General features: G+C 61.3%; 17 protein-coding genes. 5 read left to right on the plus strand and 12 right to left on the minus strand.

Going from position 1 to position 17,782, the window contains the following annotated elements:
* Positions 1 to 125: 125 nt before the first annotated feature.
* Positions 126 to 518: a 30S ribosomal protein S9 gene (rpsI, locus tag KW568_RS24155; protein WP_003251821.1), complete on the minus strand. Its 393-nt coding sequence runs from the start codon at positions 516 to 518 to the stop codon at positions 126 to 128.
* Positions 519 to 532: 14 nt separating this feature from the next.
* Entirely contained in the window at positions 533 to 961 is a 429-nt protein-coding gene (gene rplM, locus KW568_RS24160; protein WP_003251819.1) for a 50S ribosomal protein L13, read from the minus strand.
* Positions 962 to 1,219: 258 nt separating this feature from the next.
* On the opposite strand from rplM, the gene KW568_RS24165 reads away from it, so the two are divergent.
* Both KW568_RS24165 and KW568_RS24170 read left to right on the plus strand, forming a co-directional pair.
* On the plus strand, positions 1,220 to 2,260 hold the full coding sequence (locus tag KW568_RS24165) for an NADP(H)-dependent aldo-keto reductase (RefSeq protein ID WP_003251817.1): 1,041 nt from the start codon (positions 1,220 to 1,222) through the stop codon (positions 2,258 to 2,260).
* 190 nt (positions 2,261 to 2,450) lie between these two features.
* A complete protein-coding gene (locus tag KW568_RS24170) occupies positions 2,451 to 3,371 on the plus strand; it encodes a GlxA family transcriptional regulator (RefSeq protein WP_173881439.1) in 921 nt (306 codons plus the stop codon).
* Positions 3,372 to 3,477: 106 nt separating this feature from the next.
* On the opposite strand, the gene zapE is transcribed toward KW568_RS24170, so the two are convergent.
* The 3 genes from zapE to KW568_RS24185 form a co-directional block, all read right to left on the minus strand.
* Positions 3,478 to 4,572: a cell division protein ZapE gene (gene zapE, locus KW568_RS24175; RefSeq protein WP_003251813.1), complete on the minus strand. Its 1,095-nt coding sequence runs from the start codon at positions 4,570 to 4,572 to the stop codon at positions 3,478 to 3,480.
* Between the two features lie 149 nt (positions 4,573 to 4,721).
* The gene (locus tag KW568_RS24180) at positions 4,722 to 6,065 is read right to left on the minus strand and encodes a tryptophan--tRNA ligase (RefSeq protein ID WP_232862726.1); all 1,344 of its coding nucleotides are present in this window, start codon (positions 6,063 to 6,065) and stop codon (positions 4,722 to 4,724) included.
* A 25-nt stretch (positions 6,066 to 6,090) separates the two neighbouring features.
* Positions 6,091 to 6,726 carry an alpha/beta hydrolase gene (locus KW568_RS24185; protein ID WP_004575116.1) on the minus strand — a complete coding sequence of 212 codons (636 nt, stop codon included), beginning with the start codon at positions 6,724 to 6,726 and terminating at the stop codon, positions 6,091 to 6,093.
* A 135-nt stretch (positions 6,727 to 6,861) separates the two neighbouring features.
* On the opposite strand from KW568_RS24185, the gene KW568_RS24190 reads away from it, so the two are divergent.
* Positions 6,862 to 7,299: a YhcB family protein gene (locus tag KW568_RS24190; protein WP_003251807.1), complete on the plus strand. Its 438-nt coding sequence runs from the start codon at positions 6,862 to 6,864 to the stop codon at positions 7,297 to 7,299.
* A gap of 162 nt (positions 7,300 to 7,461) precedes the next feature.
* On the opposite strand, the gene KW568_RS24195 is transcribed toward KW568_RS24190, so the two are convergent.
* A complete protein-coding gene (locus tag KW568_RS24195; protein ID WP_259537010.1) occupies positions 7,462 to 8,658 on the minus strand; it encodes a methionine gamma-lyase in 1,197 nt (398 codons plus the stop codon).
* Between the two features lie 127 nt (positions 8,659 to 8,785).
* Here KW568_RS24195 and KW568_RS24200 point away from each other — a divergent pair, with 127 nt between their 5' ends.
* On the plus strand, positions 8,786 to 9,265 hold the full coding sequence (locus tag KW568_RS24200) for an Lrp/AsnC family transcriptional regulator (protein WP_003251803.1): 480 nt from the start codon (positions 8,786 to 8,788) through the stop codon (positions 9,263 to 9,265).
* Between the two features lie 85 nt (positions 9,266 to 9,350).
* On the opposite strand, the gene cysN is transcribed toward KW568_RS24200, so the two are convergent.
* The 3 genes from cysN to KW568_RS24215 all read right to left on the minus strand — a co-directional run bounded on the left by cysN (position 9,351) and on the right by KW568_RS24215 (position 13,168).
* Positions 9,351 to 11,252: a sulfate adenylyltransferase subunit CysN gene (gene cysN / locus KW568_RS24205; protein ID WP_003251801.1), complete on the minus strand. Its 1,902-nt coding sequence runs from the start codon at positions 11,250 to 11,252 to the stop codon at positions 9,351 to 9,353.
* A 16-nt stretch (positions 11,253 to 11,268) separates the two neighbouring features.
* Entirely contained in the window at positions 11,269 to 12,186 is a 918-nt protein-coding gene (gene cysD / locus KW568_RS24210; RefSeq protein ID WP_003251799.1) for a sulfate adenylyltransferase subunit CysD, read from the minus strand.
* 223 nt (positions 12,187 to 12,409) lie between these two features.
* Positions 12,410 to 13,168, minus strand: coding sequence for a Nif3-like dinuclear metal center hexameric protein (locus tag KW568_RS24215; RefSeq protein WP_003251795.1), 759 nt, complete (start codon positions 13,166 to 13,168; stop codon positions 12,410 to 12,412).
* 168 nt (positions 13,169 to 13,336) lie between these two features.
* Here KW568_RS24215 and algW point away from each other — a divergent pair, with 168 nt between their 5' ends.
* Positions 13,337 to 14,497 carry a Do family serine endopeptidase AlgW gene (algW, locus tag KW568_RS24220; RefSeq protein WP_003251794.1) on the plus strand — a complete coding sequence of 387 codons (1,161 nt, stop codon included), beginning with the start codon at positions 13,337 to 13,339 and terminating at the stop codon, positions 14,495 to 14,497.
* A gap of 171 nt (positions 14,498 to 14,668) precedes the next feature.
* Here the strand turns inward: algW and KW568_RS24225 are convergent, their stop codons facing one another.
* From KW568_RS24225 to KW568_RS24235, 3 genes are read right to left on the minus strand one after another with little or no spacing between them, the layout of a single operon-like run.
* Positions 14,669 to 15,433, minus strand: a complete 765-nt coding sequence (locus tag KW568_RS24225) for an amino acid ABC transporter ATP-binding protein (protein WP_003251792.1) — start codon at positions 15,431 to 15,433, stop codon at positions 14,669 to 14,671.
* A 10-nt stretch (positions 15,434 to 15,443) separates the two neighbouring features.
* The gene (locus KW568_RS24230) at positions 15,444 to 16,541 is read right to left on the minus strand and encodes an amino acid ABC transporter permease (protein WP_003251789.1); all 1,098 of its coding nucleotides are present in this window, start codon (positions 16,539 to 16,541) and stop codon (positions 15,444 to 15,446) included.
* A 10-nt stretch (positions 16,542 to 16,551) separates the two neighbouring features.
* Entirely contained in the window at positions 16,552 to 17,730 is a 1,179-nt protein-coding gene (locus KW568_RS24235; RefSeq protein ID WP_003251788.1) for an amino acid ABC transporter permease, read from the minus strand.
* Positions 17,731 to 17,782 lie beyond the last annotated feature (52 nt).

Here is a 17,782-nt window from a genome sequence, read left to right on the forward strand (position 1 = left end):
AACCCACGCTTTGCTTGATCTACGTCTATGCGACAAGCGGCCACTGACTGCTGACAGGTTAGTTCAAGGCTAAAAAAAAAGCCCGGTTCCAAGGAACCGGGCTTTTTTCGACTGCCGAAGCGGTATTAACGCTTGGAGTACTGAGGACGCTTACGCGCTTTACGCAGACCCACTTTCTTACGCTCAACTTCACGAGCGTCGCGGGTGACGTAGCCAGCACGACGCAGAGCGCCACGCAGGGTTTCGTCGTATTCCATCAGAGCGCGGGTGATACCGTGACGGATCGCACCGGCCTGACCGCTGACACCACCACCGGAAACGGTGACGTAGATGTCGAATTTCTCAACGGATTCAGTCAGCTCGAGCGGCTGGCGAACAACCATGCGAGCGGTTTCGCGACCGAAGAACACGTCCAGAGAACGGTTGTTGATGGAAATGTTACCAGTACCCGGACGCAGGAATACGCGAGCGGTTGCGGTCTTGCGACGGCCAGTGCCGTAATTTTGAGTCGCCGACATAATGAACTATCCCGTTAGATCTTCAGTTCTTGAGGCTGCTGAGCAGTGTGTGGGTGAGCAGCACCCGCGTACACTTTCAGCTTGCGGTACATGTCGCGACCCAGCGGGTTCTTAGGCAGCATGCCTTTGACCGCAGTTTCGATAACACGCTCAGGGGCCTTGGCGATCAACTTCTCGAAGTTGATTTCCTTGATACCGCCTGGGAAACCGGAGTGGGAGTAGTACATTTTGTCGGAAGACTTGGCACCAGTCACACGAACCTGCTCGGCGTTGATAACGACGATGTAGTCGCCGGTGTCAACGTGAGGGGTGTATTCTGGTTTGTGTTTGCCACGCAGACGGGTAGCGATTTCGGTAGCCAGACGACCCAGGGTCTGGCCAGCGGCGTCGACTACGAACCACTCGCGCTTTACTGTTTCCGGTTTAGCAGTAAAAGTTTTCATTCTCTAAAGCCTCAGAGGCCGCCCAGCGAAAAATAGACGGCGAATCTTACTGGATAGTGCACAGCTTGCCAAGGGCAAGCGCGCAGCCGAACACAGACGCTTTTGGGGGCTCGGGTCGGGCACGCCAATGTTCGACGGGGTTCTTCCTGCGTGATGGTGCATCACTTCCGCCACGCGGAGAGGGGCTGAATTATCCAGATTGCGCGAAAAATTTCAACCTGCTTTGATTGGCTTCTATTGCCAAGGAGTGACTAACCGATGGAATACCGCCAGCTTGGCCGTACCGACCTCAACGTCAGCGCCCTGTGCCTGGGCACCATGACCTGGGGCGAGCAGAACATCCAGGCCGAGGCCTACGAGCAAATTGCCCGGGCCAAGGCCGCCGGGGTCAACTTCATCGACACCGCCGAGATGTACCCGGTCCCTCCCCGCCCGGAGACCTACGCGGCCACCGAGCGCATCATCGGCAACTGGTTCCGTGACCATGGCGACCGCGACGCGTGGATCCTGGCCAGCAAGGTTGCAGGCCCGGGCAACGGCATCAGCCATATCCGTGACGGGCAGCTCAAGCACAACCGTCAGCACATCGTCGCGGCGCTGGACGAAAGCCTCAAGCGCCTGCAGACCGACCGCATCGACCTGTACCAGTTGCACTGGCCAGAGCGCAGCACCAACTTCTTCGGCAAGCTGGGCTACCAGCACCTGCCGCAGGATCACTTCACCCCACTGGAAGAAACCCTCGAAGTGCTCGACGAGCAGGTGCGTGCGGGCAAGATCCGCCACATCGGCCTGTCCAACGAAACGCCGTGGGGCACCATGAAGTTCCTGCAGCTGGCCGAGAGCCGGGGCTGGCCACGGGCGGTATCGATTCAGAACCCGTACAACCTGCTCAACCGCAGCTTCGAGGTGGGCCTGGCAGAAGTGGCCATACGCGAGCAGTGTGGCCTGCTGGCCTATTCGCCGCTTGCCTTCGGCATGCTCTCGGGCAAGTACGAGAACGGCGCACGGCCGGACAATGCACGCCTGACCCTGTTCAGCCGCTTTGCCCGTTACTCCAACCCACAGACCGTGGCGGCCTGCAGCCGCTACGTGCAGCTGGCCCGCGAGCACGGCCTGGACCCGGCGCAAATGGCCCTGGCGTTCGTCACCCGACAGCCGTTCGTGACCAGCAACATCATAGGTGCCACCAGCCTGCAGCAGCTGGACAGCAACCTGGCCAGCCTTGAACTGAACCTGAGCGCCGATCTGCTGACAGCGATCGAAGCCATTCATCAGGAGCAGCCCAACCCGGCGCCTTGAGCCAAACACTGCGCCCCGCTTCGCGCCGCTGTTACATGGGGTAGACACAATCGCCAAAAAATAAGACGATCCAGCCGGTGATTGACCACTCTACCCTATAAGAACAATGACAATGATGTTTACCCAACCCTCAGCGTCGCTGCGGCGCGTCAGCATCCTGGCCATTGACAAGGTGTTCGCTTCGACCTTGATGCAGGCCAAGGACTTCTTCCACCTCGCCAGCCTGCGCTATAGCAAGCAGCTGGGCCTGGGCTTGCAGCCCATGTTCGACATCCGCCTGGTGAGCCCCGACAGCCAGCCCGTGGACAGCTTCAGCAATGTGCAGTTACCGGTTGACGGCGGCCTGGACGATGCCGATGTGATCATCCTCCCGGCCTACTGGGATGATTTCGACAACTTGCTGCAGCGTTACCCACAGGTGCTGCCGTGGCTGCGTGAACAGCACGCGCGTGGCGCGGTGCTGTGCGCCGAGGCCAGTGGTGTGTTCTGGCTGGCCGAATCCGGCCTGCTCGATGGCAAGGAAGCGACCACCTACTGGCGCTTCTTCAACAGCTTTGCCGAACGCTTCCCGAAGATTCGCCTGAACCAGGACAAGCACCTGACCGATGCCGACAATATCTATTGCGCCGGCGGTGCAACCTCGGCCTGCGACCTGTACATCTACCTGATCGAACGCTTCTGCGGTGCCAACGTGGCCCGTGCAGTGTCCCGCGATATCCTCTACGAAGTGCAACGCAACTACACCCCGGGGCGCATGGGCTTTGGCGGGCAGAAACTGCACCAGGACCTGATCATCCTGCAGATCCAGCACTGGCTGGAGGAACACTTCGCCGACAAGTTCCGCTTCGAGGATGTGGCCCGCAACCACGGCATGAGCATCCGCAACTTCATGCGTCGCTTCCAGGGCGCAACGGGTGACAAGCCGCTGCATTACCTGCAACGGTTACGCATCGAGACAGCCAAGGGGTTGTTGTCGAGTACGCGCAAGAGCATCAAGACCATCAGTTACGAGGTGGGGTATGACGATGCCAGTTTCTTTGCGCGGCTGTTCCGCCAACACACCGAGTTGTCGCCGAACCAGTATCGGCAGCAGTTCATGCAGGAAGCCTGAAAGGCTTCCAGAGCGGCAGGTTTCGAGCTTGAAGCGACAAGGAAAAACCAGAGCGGATCGCGCATTGCCCTGAACTTTCCTTGTCGCCTGACGCTTGCCGCTGCCGTCAGGGCTTGTGTGCGCGCGCCAGGAATTCGTGCGATTGCATCTCCAGCAACCGGCTCAGGGTACGCTGGAACTCGAAGCTCAGACGCCCACCGGTATACAGGTCCTTCAACTCCACCTCGGCCGAGATGATCAGCTTGACGTTGCGATCGTAGAACTCGTCCACCATGTTGATGAAACGACGGGCGATGTCGTCGGTGGTGACGCCCATCTGCTCCACGTTGCTCAGCAATACGGCGTGGAAGATCTTGCCCAGCTCAATGTAGTCGTTCTGGCTACGCGGCCCGTCGCACAGGGCGCGGAAGTCAAACCAGGCGACGTCGTCGCAAGTACGCAGGGCATTGATCGGGCGGTTCTCGATCATCAGCACGTCGTTTTCGATCGCCTGGGTGCACTCAGGGGTGAGCGCCTTGAAGCTGGCGCGCATGCTCTGGTGCGCCGCGTCATCGAGTGGGAAGTGGAACAGTTCAGCCTGCTCCAGGTGACGCAGACGGTAGTCGACCCCGCTATCGACGTTCACCACGTCGGTGTACTGCTTGATCATGGCGATAGCCGGCAGGAAGCGTGCACGCTGCAGGCCGTCCTTGTAGAGGCCGTCCGGCACGATGTTGGAGGTGGCCACCAGCGACACGCCATTCTTGAACAGCTCTTCCATCAAGGTGCCGAGGATCATGGCGTCGGTAATGTCCGACACGAAGAATTCGTCGAAGCAGATCACCTTGGCTTCTTCGCTGAAGCGCTTGGCAATGAGGGTCAGCGGGTTCTTCTCGCCCTTGAGGGTTTTCATCTCCTCGTGCACACGCTTCATGAAGCGGTGGAAGTGCGTACGCATCTTCTGCTTGAACGGCAGCGCTTCGTAGAAGGTATCAACCAGGTAGGTCTTGCCTCGCCCCACCCCACCCCAGAAGTACAGGCCCTTGACCGGGGTCTGCTCCTTCTTGCCGAACAGCTTGCCGAACACGCCCGGCTTGTTGTTCTGCGCGTGCACCAGGTCGTCGTACAGGCGCTGGAGGTGACGCACCGCAGTTTCCTGCGCCGCGTCATGGAAGAAGTCGGGACGTTTCAGATCTGCTTGATAGCGTTCTAAGGGAGTCATGATTCGTTAGCGAGGCAACAAAAAACGGGCCGTCACTGTAGCGACAGGCCCGCTTAATGGCAATCAGACTTGCGTCAATATGCCTCATCCAGCATAGCTTATGCGCTGGATGGCACCGGCCTTGCCGGTGTTCGCGAGTAAACTCGCTCCTACAATGGCTGAAGCGCTACACGCAGACCTTCGATGGCAGCATCACGGGCTTCGGCGCTGTCGAACTGCGGCCCGTCGGCAACCTGCTCGCCATTGAGCCACAGGCCGAAGCTCAGGCCTTCGACGCGGACATCAACCTCGCCACCTTGCTGCAGCTGCTTGCTCACGGCGCCCGCACTCTTGCCGTCGGCGAAGCTGCGCGACAGCAGCAGTTGCTCACCGTCGGCGGCCAGCAGGCGGAAACGGAAGCTGCCGTCTTCGTCACGGAAGCTGACGAAGCGTGCGCTCTTGGCAGCCTTCTTCTTCACCTCGGTGCTGGCCTGCACGCTGCTGCGGAACGAACGCAGGCCAACGGCCTCGCGCAGCTGCTCGAGGAACGGCGTGGCGATCTTGCGGGCCTTGGCAGCGCCGGCCAGCAGGATGTCTTCCAGGTCCGCCGGCCGGGCGATCAGCTGGTGATAGTACTCGCGCTTCTCGGCCAGTTGGCCGTCCAGCAGCTGGAACAGGCGCTGTTTGGCATCGCCCCAGCCCAGGCCCTGCAGCAGCTCTTCGCGGAAACCGGCGCACTGCTCAGGCGTCGAGAAGGCCTGGTACAGGGTGAACAGGTGCGCGTTGTCCGGGTCTTTCGCCTCACCGGGCGCGCGCGAATCGGTGACGATGCGCGAGATGGCGTCTTTCATGTCCTTGGCGCTGGTGAACAACGGGATGGTGTTGTCATAGCTCTTGGACATCTTGCGCCCGTCCAGGCCCGGCAGGGTCGCCACGCTTTCTTCGATCACAGCCTCCGGCAAGGCGAAGAAGTCCTTGCCTTGACCGAACAGATGGTTGAAGCGCTGACCGATATCGCGGGCCATTTCCACGTGCTGGATCTGGTCACGACCGACCGGCACCTTGTTGGCGTTGAACATCAGGATATCGGCGGCCATCAGCACCGGGTAGCTGAACAGGCCCATGGTCACGCCGGCGTCCGGGTCTTCGCCGTTCTCGACGTTCTTGTCCACCGAGGCCTTGTAGGCATGCGCACGGTTCAGCAGGCCTTTGGCAGCAACGCAGGTCAGCAGCCAGGTCAGTTCGGGGATTTCCGGGATGTCGGACTGGCGATAGAAGGTCACCTTGTCCGGGTCCAGGCCACCGGCCAGCCAGGTGGCGGCGATTTCCAGGCGCGAGCGCTGGATGCGCAGCGGGTCGTCGCACTTGATCAGGGCGTGGTAGTCGGCCAGGAAGTAGAACGAGTCGACACCGGGCTGCTGGCTGGCACGGATCGCCGGGCGGATGGCGCCGGCGTAGTTGCCCAGGTGCGGAGTGCCGGTGGTGGTGATACCGGTAAGAATGCGCGTGGTCATGGGTGTTCGCTTATTCAGGCTTGGCTCAGTTCGAAAGGCGCGGCAGCAGCAGATCCTTCAGATCGGTCAGCTTGCCATGGAAGAAGTGTCCGCATTCTGCCACTTTCAGCAGCTCATGGGGACGCGACAGGCTGTCGGACCATTCGTAAACCAGCTGCGGCGCGACGACTTCATCGGCGTCCGGCTGCACCACGGTGAGCGGGCAGCGCTGCGGCAGCGGGAATTCGGCGGTCAGGCGCATGACCGCCGGGGCGATCATGAACAGGTGCTGCAACTCGACGCCTGCCGTTTCAAGGCGCCCGGCCAGGCTGGTGGCAACGAAACCACCGAACGAAAAGCCCATCAGTACCAGCGGTAGCCCGGGGTGCCTGGCACGCAGCCATGCTGCAGCGGCCTCGGCATCGGCCACTTCGCCAGCGCCCATGTCGTGGCTGCCGGCGCTCTGGCCGACGCCACGGTAGTTGAAACGCAGGGTCACATAACCGGCATCACGTGCAGTGCGCTGCAGGGTCGAGACCACCTTGTTGAGCATGGTGCCGCCCTGGACCGGGTTAGGGTGGCAGATCAGCACCGCGCCACGGGCTTGCGCCACGTCCAGGTACAACGCTTCCAGCTGGCCGCTGGGGCCATCGATGAACAAGGGGGTTTCGCGGACAAGCAAGGCACTACTCCGTGACCTCGGGAAGGGTCGATTCGTCTAGGTGTGAAATTCTGTTCTGATTTGCGATCGCTCGCGGTATACAGCGCAGGTCTGAGCCGTTAACGTAAAGCAAAGCCGTTTATAGAGGAAGGACTCGTGGAACTCTCGCTCCTTGTTTGGTTGTTGCCAACCCTGGCCCTGGTCATCGGTGTGGCAGTCGGTTTCATTGTTGCCCGCCTGCTGCCCAATGCGGCCCCGAGCAACACCCAGCGTCAACTGGATGACATCCAGAAGCGCTTCGACAGCTACCAGAACGAAGTGGTCACCCACTTCAACAGCACCGCCATGCTGGTCAAGAAACTGACCCAGAGCTATCAGGACGTACAGGATCACCTGGCTGAAGGCGCCAACAGCCTGGCCCTCGATGACGTCACCCGCCAACGCCTGCTGGCTGCGCTGCACTCCGATGCACCGCAAGGCCCGCGTGACCGCCTGACCCCACCTAAAGACACCGCCGAAGTGCCGCGCGACTATGCGCCGAAAGTGCCTAACTCGCCGGGCATGCTGGATGAGAGCTACGGGCTCAAGCGTTGATCTGCTGAACATGCAAAAGGCCTCGCAAGAGGCCTTTTTTATGGGCTGGATTCACTGGCCCCTTCGCGGGCACGCCCGCTCCCACAGGTACACCACAGCATTTGAAACCTGTGAAACACCTGTGGGAGCGGGCGGGCCCGCGAAAGGGCCAGTGCAGGCAACCTAACAGCAGGCCTGCAATGCCTGTTCGACATCTGCCAGCAGGTCCTCCACATCCTCCAGCCCCACCGACAGACGCACCAACCCCTCCGATATCCCGTGATGCGCCCGCTCCTGCGGCGTATAGCTGGAATGCGTCATGCTCGCCGGATGCTGCGCCAGCGACTCGGCATCCCCCAGGCTCACCGCCCGGGCAAAGAGCTGCAGCGCATTCATGAAGCGCCGCCCCGCCTCAATGCCACCCTTGAGCTCAAACGCAATCATCCCGCCAGGCAAACGCATCTGTCGCTTGGCCAACGCGTGCTGGGCAAAAGACGGTAGCCCCGGGTAATGAATCAATTCCACCTGCGGCTGCCGAGCGAGAAACTCGGCCACCTGCTGGGCATTGGCGCAATGCCGGTCCATGCGCAGGGCCAGGGTCTTGATACCGCGCATCAGCAACGCCGCGTCATGCGGTGACAGCACCGCGCCGGTCATATCCTTCAGCCCTTCCAGGCGGATACGGTCTACCAACGCCTTGCACCCCACCACCAACCCGGCAGTGATATCGCCATGCCCACTGAGGTACTTGGTTGCCGAGTGCACCACCAGGTCCGCCCCCAGCTCCAGTGGCCGCTGCAGGTACGGCGTACAGTAGGTGTTATCGACCACCACATGCACATCATGCCCCCGCACTGCCTCCACAACCGCCGCAATATCCACAAGCTGCATGTTGGGGTTGGCCGGTGTTTCGAAGTAGATCATCCGTGTTTTGCTGCTGATCGCCGCTTTCAGGGCCTTGGCATCGTTGAGATCGACATGGCGAACTTTCACCCCGAACTCACCAATACCGTGGTGCAGAAAAGCGAAGGTACAGCCATACAAGGTGCGTCCGACAATCAGCTCATCCCCAGGCCTTAGCAGGGTCCAGAGGGTTGAGGTAATGGCGCCCATCCCCGAGGCCAACGCCAACCCCGCTTCACCGCCCTCCAGCGAAGCCATGCGCTGCTCCAGCAAGGCCAGCGTGGGGTTGGAAATGCGGCTGTAGAAATGCCCAGGCTCCTCCCCGGCGAAGCAGGCAGCACCGTACTCGACAGTGGGAAAGGCATAGGTAGCCGTCTGGTACACCGGTGGCACCAGGGCGCCACCATCGGAAAGCGGGTCATAGCCATGATGAATGGCCCGCGTGGAAAAACCGGTGTTGTGGTGGGAGTCGCGCATGGCAACAGCCTCTTGTGGTTTGCTATAAGCTTATGCCACCGAGCTGCCCGATTTTTTCCAAAATAGCCTACGTATACACGTGCTTGCTGGAACAAAAACAATAATCAACGGACCAGGAGGGCAAAAAATGCCTTCAAGCCTCGACCGCACCGACCGCGCCCTGCTCGCCGCCTTGCAGGACAATGCCCGTCTCACCGTTGCCGAACTCGCCGACCAGGTGGCACTGACCACCTCGCCCTGCTGGCGACGGGTCAAGTTACTGGAGGAAAACGGCTACATCACCGGCTACCAGGCCATCCTCTCGCCCAAGTCGCTGGGGTTTGGCGTGACCGCGTTCGTCAGCATCATGATGGACTCGCACACCAAGGACATGGCGCTGGCGTTCGAACAGCGCCTGATGGAAATCCCCGAGATCGTCGCCTGCCACAACATCTCCGGCCGCTATGACTTTCTGCTGGAGATCCTGGCACGGGACCTGGAGTCGTTTGGCGAATTTACCCGGGAAGTGCTGCAGCGGTTGCCGGGGGTGAAGGAGATCTATTCGAGTTTTTCGTACAAAGCGGTAAAGGAAAGACGGGTGATACCGGTGTCGGAGAAACATATCTGAGACGGATCTTTCCGAGTATTGAGAAGGATCCTGAACGCGAGACAAAAAACCCCGCCGAAGCGGGGTTTTCCTTGCAGGCTAGCGCTTAGATCGCGCCACGCTGACGCAGCACGTCCAGCACCTGTTTCACGCCCTCGTCCACGCTGGTGGCCTGGGTGTCGATCACAAGATCAGCATCCAGCGGCACATCGAACGGGAAGCTCTCACCCGGGATGTTGTCGCCACCGGCAGCGTACAGGCCTTGCGGGTCACGCTCGCGGCAAACCAGCGGCGAGGCCTGGACGTAAACGGTCACCAGGCGTTCCTTGCCGATCAGCGCCTTGGCCTGTTCGCGGCCTTCGGCATCCGGGGCCACGAACGCAGCGAGGGTGAGCATGCCGGCTTCGTTGAACTGGCGCGCCACATGGGCGGCGCGGCGCCAGTTCTCGGTACGGCCAGCGCGGTCCTGTGGCAGGCCCTTGTTCAGGTCGTGACGCAGGTTCTGGCCATCGAGCACGTACACCGCACGGCCCATGTCGAACAGCTTGCGCTCCACGGCATAGGCCAAGGTGCTCTTGCCAGCACCCGACAGGCCGCTGAACAGCACGGTGGCTGGCTGCTGGCCGAAGCGCAGGGCGCGCTCTTCGGTGGACACGTGGGCCTGCTTGCCATGATGGCCGGTGCTGCCGTGTGGCAACACGGGCGGGGCGATGATCATGCCGGCGCCAACGGTGCCGTTGGTCAGGCGGTCGATGACGATGAACGCACCGGTGGTGCGGTTGCTGTCGTAACCGTCGAGGGCGATCGAGGTGTCCAGGGCTACCTTGACGCGGCCGATCTCGTTCAGTTGCAGCGCGCTGGCAGCGCCCTGCTCCAGGGTGTTCACATCGACCTTGTGGGTGATGCTGGCAATCGAACCTGGCACGTAGCTGGTGGCACGCTTGATGTCGTATTTCTTGCCCGGGAGCATCGGCTCCTCGGCCATCCACACCAGCATGGCGTCGAACTGGTCGGTGACCGGCGGGACGTTGTCGGCATGTACCAGCAGGTCGCCACGGGAGATGTCGATCTCGTCTTCCATGGTCAGGGTCACGGCCTGGCCTGGGCCAGCGTTTTCCAGTTCACCTTCGTAGGTGACGATGGACTTGACCCGGCTGCTCTTGCCCGACGGCAGCACGACAATCTCGTCACCTTTGTGCACCACGCCACTGGCGATGGTGCCCGCGAAGCCGCGGAAGTTCAGGTTGGGACGGTTGACGTACTGCACCGGGAAACGCAGGTCGGTGAAGTTGCGGTCGGCCGAAACCTCGACGGTTTCGAGGATTTCCATCAGCGTCGGGCCGGCGTACCACGGCGATTGCTCGCTGTGGTTGACCACGTTGTCACCCTTGAGCGCCGACATCGGCACGAAGTGCAGGCTGCTCGGGGTCAGGTTGATGGCTTCGGCGAACTTCAGGTAGTCGGCCTTGATCGACTCGAAGACGCCTTCATCGAAGCCCTTCAGGTCCATCTTGTTGACCGCGACCACGATGTGCTTGATACCCAGCAACGACGCGATGTAGCTGTGGCGGCGGGTCTGGGTCTGCACGCCGTAGCGGGCATCGACCAGGATGATCGCCAGGTCGCAGGTGGACGCACCGGTGGCCATGTTGCGGGTGTACTGCTCATGGCCCGGGGTGTCGGCGATGATGAACTTGCGCTTGGCGGTGGAGAAGTAGCGGTAGGCGACATCGATGGTGATGCCCTGCTCGCGCTCGGCCTGCAGGCCATCTACCAGCAGCGCCAGGTCGACTTCTTCGCCGGTGGTGCCGACTTTCTTCGAATCACGGGTGATGGCCTCGAGGTGGTCCTCGTAGATCATCTTGGAGTCGTGCAGCAGGCGCCCGATCAGGGTGCTCTTGCCGTCATCCACGTTGCCGCAGGTGAGGAAACGCAGCAGTTCTTTACGCTCGTGCTGAGCCAGATAAGCGAGGATATCTTCGCTGATCAAATCGGATTGGTGCGACATGGAGTAACCCTGAAAATTAGAAGTAGCCCTGACGTTTTTTGTCTTCCATGGAACCGGCGCCATCGTGGTCGATGACCCGGCCCTGGCGCTCGGAAGTGCGCGTCAGGAGCATTTCCTGAATGATGTCGGTGAGCGTCTCGGCTTCCGACTCGACAGCGCCCGTCAGCGGGTAGCAGCCGAGGGTACGGAAACGCACCTTCTTCTTGACGATGCGGGCTTTCTCTTCCTCAGAGAGGTGCTCGAGGATGCGTTCGTCGTCGATCATGATCAGGGTGCCGTTCTTCTCGATGACTTCACGCTCGGCGGCGAAGTACAGCGGCACGATCGGGATGCCTTCAAGGTAGATGTACTGCCAGATGTCCAGTTCGGTCCAGTTCGACAGCGGGAAGACGCGGATCGACTCGCCCTTGTTGACCTTGCCGTTGTAAACGTTCCACAGCTCGGGGCGCTGGTTCTTCGGGTCCCAGCGGTGCTTGCTGTCACGGAACGAGTACACACGTTCCTTGGCCCGCGACTTCTCTTCGTCGCGGCGCGCACCACCGAAGGCAGCGTCGAAACCATGCTTGTCCAGCGCCTGCTTCAGGCCCTGGGTCTTCATGATGTCGGTGTGCTTGGAACTGCCATGGGTGAACGGGTTGATGCCTTGCGCCACACCCTCAGGGTTGACGTGGGTGATCAACTCCAGGCCCATTTCCTCGACCATCTTGTCGCGGAAGCTGTACATCTCCTGGAATTTCCACTGGGTGTCGACGTGCATCACCGGGAACGGCAGCTTGCCCGGGAAAAAGGCCTTGCGCGCCAGGTGCAGCATCACGGCGGAGTCCTTGCCGATCGAGTACAGCATCACCGGGTTGTCGAACTCGGCGGCCACCTCGCGGATGATGTGGATGCTCTCCGCCTCCAGCTGTTTCAAGTGCGTCAGTTTGTCGACCATGGCTACTCACGAAAAACGATCTTATGGACGGCCTGCGGGCCGTGTTCGAGCGAGCCACTTTATCACAGCGGCTGCTTCTATTTAGGAGGCTGGCTAGATCGAAAAAGTCTAACGATATGACTGGGGGTTTGGGCTGGCAGGACCGGCCTCTTCGCAGGTGATTCCGCTCCTACGAGGCCCGCGCGTAGGAGCGGGTTCACCCGCGAAGAGGCCGACACCGCCTTCAGATGGGATTCGGGCAATCGATGAACAAGTGCTCCACGGCAAACCGTCGTGCCAGGTAATCGCCCAGCGCCTGCACCCCGTAGCGTTCAGTGGCATGGTGCCCGGCCGCAATGAAGCTGACGCCATTCTCGCGCGCACTGTGGTAGGTCTGCTCGGACGCCTCGCCAGTCAGGTACAGGTCGACCCCCGCAGCAATCGCCGTGTCGATATAGCCCTGCCCGCCGCCGGTGCACCAGCCCACCCGGCGGATCATTTCATTGCCTTCGACCAGCAACGGCTCACGCCCCAGCACCTCTTGCACCCGCCGGGCAAAATCGCGCGCGGTCATGGGTTCGGCGAGCGAACCAATCAGCCCGACCACTTTGGGGTTTTCCGGGTCAAGTGGCCCTTCGACAGTGATCTCCAGTTGCCGCGCCAGCTGCACATTGTTGCCCACGTCCGGGTGCACGTCCAAGGGCAGGTGGAACGCCAACAGGCTTATATCGTTATTCAGCAAGGTCTTCAGGCGACGCTGGCGAATGCCGGTGATGCACGGGTTCTCGCCCTTCCAGAAATAACCATGGTGCACCAGCACCAGATCGGCCTCGGCCTCGACGGCGGCATCCAGCAATGCCTGGCTGGCGGTAACACCACTGACAATACGGCTGACCTGCGGCCGGCCTTCGACCTGCAGGCCATTTGGGCAATAATCCTGGATCTTCGCGCTGCCCAGGTAACGCTCGGCTTCCTCGACCAGGGTGTTTAGAGCGACGGCCATGAAAATCTCCTCGAAAACTGCGCTTTTCTCGGGCACAACGCCTGACGAACGCCCGTATAATGCCGGCCATTATGGGCCGTCGCTGTCACTGGGGGAACCGGTGTATGATCGCGCGCGCTCATGCCCCACTGCCAGGCCGCTGGCCCCTGCTCTTTTCAGGATTCGTTCATGTTCAAGGCTTTGCGTTACTTCGGCTGGCCCCTGCTTACCGGCATACTGATCGCCATGCTGATCATCCAGCGTTTTCCGCAATGGGTCGGGCTGCCCAGCCAGGACGTCAACCTGCAGCAAGCGCCACAGACCACGCGGATCATGCAAGGCCCGGTGTCGTACGCCGACGCCGTGACCCTGGCCGCCCCGGCGGTGGCCAACCTGTACACCACCAAGGTGGTGAACAAAAGCGCCCACCCGCTGTTCGAAGACCCGCAGTTCCGCCGCTTCTTCGGCGATAACCTGCCCAAACAGCGCCGCTGGGAATCAAGCCTGGGCTCGGCGGTAATCATGAGCCCAGAGGGCTACCTGCTGACCAACAACCACGTTACCAGCGGCGCCGACCAGATCGTCGTAGCGCTGAAGGATGGCCGCGAAACCCTGGCCCGCGTGATCGGCAGCGACCCGGAAACCGACCTGGCGGTGCTGAAGATCGACTTGAAGAACCTGCCGGCGATCACCATCGGCCGTTCCGACACCATTCACATCGGCGACGTGTCGCTGGCCATCGGCAACCCGTTCGGCGTCGGCCAGACGGTGACCATGGGCATCATCAGCGCCACTGGCCGCAACCAGCTGGGGCTGAACAACTACGAAGACTTCATCCAGACCGACGCGGCGATCAACCCGGGCAACTCCGGTGGCGCGCTGGTGGATGCCAATGGCAACCTGATCGGCATCAATACCGCGATCTTTTCCAAGTCCGGTGGCTCGCAGGGCATCGGCTTCGCCATCCCGGTAAAACTGGCACTGGAGGTGATGAAGTCGATCGTCGAACACGGCCAGGTGATCCGTGGATGGCTGGGTATCGAAGTACAGCCACTGAGCCAGGAGCTGGCAGAGTCGTTCGGCATGAAGGACCGCCCAGGCATCGTGGTGGCGGGTATCTTCCGCGAAGGGCCAGCGGCCAAGGCCGGGCTGCAACTGGGTGACGTGATCCTGAGCATCAATGGCGAGCCGGCCGGCGACGGGCGCAAGTCGATGAACCAGGTAGCGCGGATCAAGCCCAACGAGAAGATCACCATCGAGGTGATGCGCAACGGTCAGCAATTGAAGCTGATCGCCGAGGTGGGGCTGCGGCCGCCGCCGGCGCCGGCTGTAACGCAAGAAGAAAAGTAAGGTGAGGCCTTAAGCCGTTCCGCAACCCTGTGGGAGCGGCCTTGCGTCGCGATGGGCCGCGTAGCGGCCCCAAAATTTCAGCTTCGCAGGGCATATGCCCGGGGCCGCTTTGCGGCCCGTCGCGACACAAGGCCGCTCCCACAGTTGGCCGAGTCTGCTGCCGCTACTGCATCAATGCAGGATCTGGCTGAGGAACAACTTGGTCCGGTCACTGCGCGGCCGGTCGAAGAAGTCATCCGGCGCGGCCTGCTCCACAATCTCGCCCTTGTCCATGAAGATAACCCGGTTCGCCACGGTACGGGCAAAGCCCATTTCGTGGGTCACGCAGAGCATGGTCATGCCATCCTCGGCCAGGCCCACCATGGTATCGAGCACTTCCTTGACCATTTCCGGGTCCAGTGCCGAGGTCGGTTCGTCGAACAGCATGATCTTGGGCTTCATGCACAACGCGCGGGCAATGGCCACACGCTGCTGCTGGCCGCCAGACAACTGGCCAGGGTACTTGTGTGCCTGCTCCGGAATCCGCACACGCTCCAGGTAGTGCATGGCAATTTCCTCGGCCTTGCGCCGTGGCATCTTGCGCACCCACATCGGCGCCAGGGTGCAGTTCTCCAGGATGCTCAGGTGCGGGAACAGGTTGAAGTGCTGGAACACCATGCCCACCTCGCGGCGGATGGCCTCGATCTGCTTGAGGTCGTTGGTCAGCTCCACTCCATCGACCACGATGCGCCCTTGCTGATGCTCTTCCAGGCGGTTAAGGCAGCGGATGGTGGTGGACTTGCCCGAGCCGGACGGCCCGCACAGCACGATACGCTCGCCCTGGCGCACGTTCAGGTTGATGTCCTTGAGCACATGGAACTGGCCGTACCACTTGTTCACACCCTGCATCTGGATGATGCCTTCGGGGCCAGCAGGCTGCTTGATCGCTTCACTCATTTCGAAACTCCTAACGCTTGTGGCCAGTGTCCAGCTTGCGCTCCAGATGCATGGAGTAGCGGGACATACCGAAACAGAAAATCCAGAACACCAGGGCGGCGAACACGTAGCCCTCGGTGGCCATGCCCAACCAGGCGGGGTCTGCGGCTGCTTGCTTGACGCTGTTGAGCAGGTCGAACAGGCCGATGATGATCACCAGGCTGGTGTCCTTGAACAGGGCAATGAAGGTGTTGACGATGCCGGGGATCACAAGCTTCAGCGCCTGCGGCAAGATCACCAGCCCCATCGAGCGCCAGTAGCCAAGGCCCATGGCCGCGGCGGCTTCGTACTGGCCCTTGGGGATGGCCTGCAGGCCGCCGCGCACCACCTCGGCGATGTACGCCGACTGGAACAGGATCACACCAATCATCGCCCGCAGCAGCTTGTCGAAGCTCATGCCTTCTGGCAGGAACAACGGCAGCATCACCGACGACATGAACAGCACGGTGATCAGCGGTACGCCCCGCCAGAACTCGATGAAGGTCACGCATACCACTTTCACGGCCGGCATCCTCGAACGCCGGCCCAGTGCCAGCAGGATGCCCAGCGGCAAGGCGCCGACGATGCCCACGGTGGCGATCACCAGGGTCAGCATCAACCCGCCCCACTGGCTGGTCGGTACGCTTTCCAGGCCCAGGTACCCACCGTGCAGCAGGGTATAGGCCAGTACCGGGTACAGCACCAGGAAGCCCAGGCCATAGAAGGCTTTGCGCGGGAAACGCTTGATGAACAACGGCGCGGCGCCGAGCACGGCAAGCCACACGGTCAGGTCCACACGCCAGCGCAGCTCAGTCGGGTAATAGCCGTACATGAACTGGCCAAAGCGCTGCTGCACGAACACCCAGCAGGCGCCGTCCTTGGTGCAATCGGCGCGCGTGGTGCCGACCCAGTTGGCATCGATCAACGCCCACTGCAGCAACGGCGGCACGATCAGCCACACCAGGTAGAGGGCGAACAGGGTCAACAGCGTGTTGAGCCAGCTGGAGAACAGATTGGCACGCATCCATGCGAGCACGCCGACGGTTTTCACCGGTGGCGGCATATCGGGTTTGAAAACATGGGCATTCACGGGCGTATCCTCACCGCTCGATCAGCGCAATGCGCTTGTTGTACCAGTTCATCAGCAGCGAAATGCTGATGCTGATGGCGAGATAGACACTCATGGTGATGGCGATCACCTCGATGGCCTGGCCGGTCTGATTGAGCACGGTGCCCGCGAACAGCGAGACCATCTCCGGGTAGCCGATACCGGCCGCCAGTGAAGAGTTCTTCGCCAGGTTGAGGTATTGGCTGGTCAGCGGCGGAATGATCACCCGCAGTGCCTGGGGAATGATCACCTTGCGCAGGGTCGGGCCCTCGCGCAGGCCCAGCGAGCGCGCGGCTTCGGTCTGGCCATGGCTGACCGAACGGATGCCGGAACGCACGATCTCGGCGATGAAGGCTGCCGTATAGATAGTCAGCGCCAGGGTCAGCGCCAGCAACTCGGGGATCAGCACCCAGCCACCGACAAAGTTGAAGCCTTTGAGCTGCGGCACCTCCCAGCTGACCGGGCTGCCGAACAGCAACACGCTCAGCCCTGGGATGGCGATGAACAGCGCAAGGCCCACCCAGAACTTGTGGAATGGCACGCCGGTCTCGTCGAAGCGCTTGTTGGCAAAGCGCACCATCAGCACGATCGCGACAATCGCTACTGCCAGGGCCACCACGAATGGCCAGAAACCGTCGGCCATCGACGCACCCGGCATGTTCAGGCCGCGGTTGCTGATGAAGAACATGTCGTCGATGTTGATGCTGCCCCGCGGTCCCGGCAGGGTCAGGAACACGGCGAAGTACCAGAACAGAATCTGCAGCAACGGCGGAATGTTGCGGAAGGTTTCCACATACACGGTTGCCAGTTTGCTGATCATCCAGTTCGGTGACAGGCGCGCTACACCGATGATGAAGCCCAGAATCGTTGCCAGGATGACGCCGATGAAGGTCACCAACAGGGTATTGAGCAGGCCGATGACGAACACCCGCGCATAACTGTCGGATTCCACATAGGGGATCAGGTGCTGGGCGATGCCGAAGCCGGCACTGCGGTCGAGGAAGTCGAAGCCCGAGGTAATGCCCCGGTGTTGCAGGTTGGTTTGCGTGTTGTGAAACAGGTACCAGCCCAGGCCGACCACGAAGACGATCGTGAGGATCTGGAACAGCCACGCGCGCACACGCGGATCGTTAAGGGACAAGCCCTTGGGTGCGCCGATTTGATTTTGCATGAAGTGCCCCGGACAGTAGGGATTCGAACAGCCTGCGGCGGCGGAATGCCGC

The organism is Pseudomonas sp. HD6515 (genome assembly GCF_024971855.1).
In the GTDB taxonomy this organism is placed as follows: Bacteria; Pseudomonadota; Gammaproteobacteria; order Pseudomonadales; family Pseudomonadaceae; genus Aquipseudomonas; species Aquipseudomonas alloputida.

Excerpts from the sequence above, each read along its gene's own strand:
- KW568_RS24215 (WP_003251795.1), bottom strand. The coding sequence starts at position 13,168 with ATGGCCGTCGCTCTAAACACCCTGGTCGAGGAAGCCGAGCGTTACCTG.
- zapE (WP_003251813.1), bottom strand. The coding sequence starts at position 4,572 with ATGACTCCCTTAGAACGCTATCAAGCAGATCTGAAACGTCCCGACTTC.
- KW568_RS24200 (WP_003251803.1), top strand. The coding sequence starts at position 8,786 with ATGCCTTCAAGCCTCGACCGCACCGACCGCGCCCTGCTCGCCGCCTTG.
- cysN (WP_003251801.1), bottom strand. The coding sequence starts at position 11,252 with ATGTCGCACCAATCCGATTTGATCAGCGAAGATATCCTCGCTTATCTG.
- KW568_RS24180 (WP_232862726.1), bottom strand. The coding sequence starts at position 6,065 with ATGACCACGCGCATTCTTACCGGTATCACCACCACCGGCACTCCGCAC.
- KW568_RS24235 (WP_003251788.1), bottom strand. The coding sequence starts at position 17,730 with ATGCAAAATCAAATCGGCGCACCCAAGGGCTTGTCCCTTAACGATCCG.
- cysD (WP_003251799.1), bottom strand. The coding sequence starts at position 12,186 with ATGGTCGACAAACTGACGCACTTGAAACAGCTGGAGGCGGAGAGCATC.
- KW568_RS24170 (WP_173881439.1), top strand. The coding sequence starts at position 2,451 with ATGCAGGCCAAGGACTTCTTCCACCTCGCCAGCCTGCGCTATAGCAAG.
- rpsI (WP_003251821.1), bottom strand. The coding sequence starts at position 518 with ATGTCGGCGACTCAAAATTACGGCACTGGCCGTCGCAAGACCGCAACC.
- KW568_RS24225 (WP_003251792.1), bottom strand. The coding sequence starts at position 15,433 with ATGAGTGAAGCGATCAAGCAGCCTGCTGGCCCCGAAGGCATCATCCAG.
- KW568_RS24165 (WP_003251817.1), top strand. The coding sequence starts at position 1,220 with ATGGAATACCGCCAGCTTGGCCGTACCGACCTCAACGTCAGCGCCCTG.
- KW568_RS24195 (WP_259537010.1), bottom strand. The coding sequence starts at position 8,658 with ATGCGCGACTCCCACCACAACACCGGTTTTTCCACGCGGGCCATTCAT.
- algW (WP_003251794.1), top strand. The coding sequence starts at position 13,337 with ATGTTCAAGGCTTTGCGTTACTTCGGCTGGCCCCTGCTTACCGGCATA.
- rplM (WP_003251819.1), bottom strand. The coding sequence starts at position 961 with ATGAAAACTTTTACTGCTAAACCGGAAACAGTAAAGCGCGAGTGGTTC.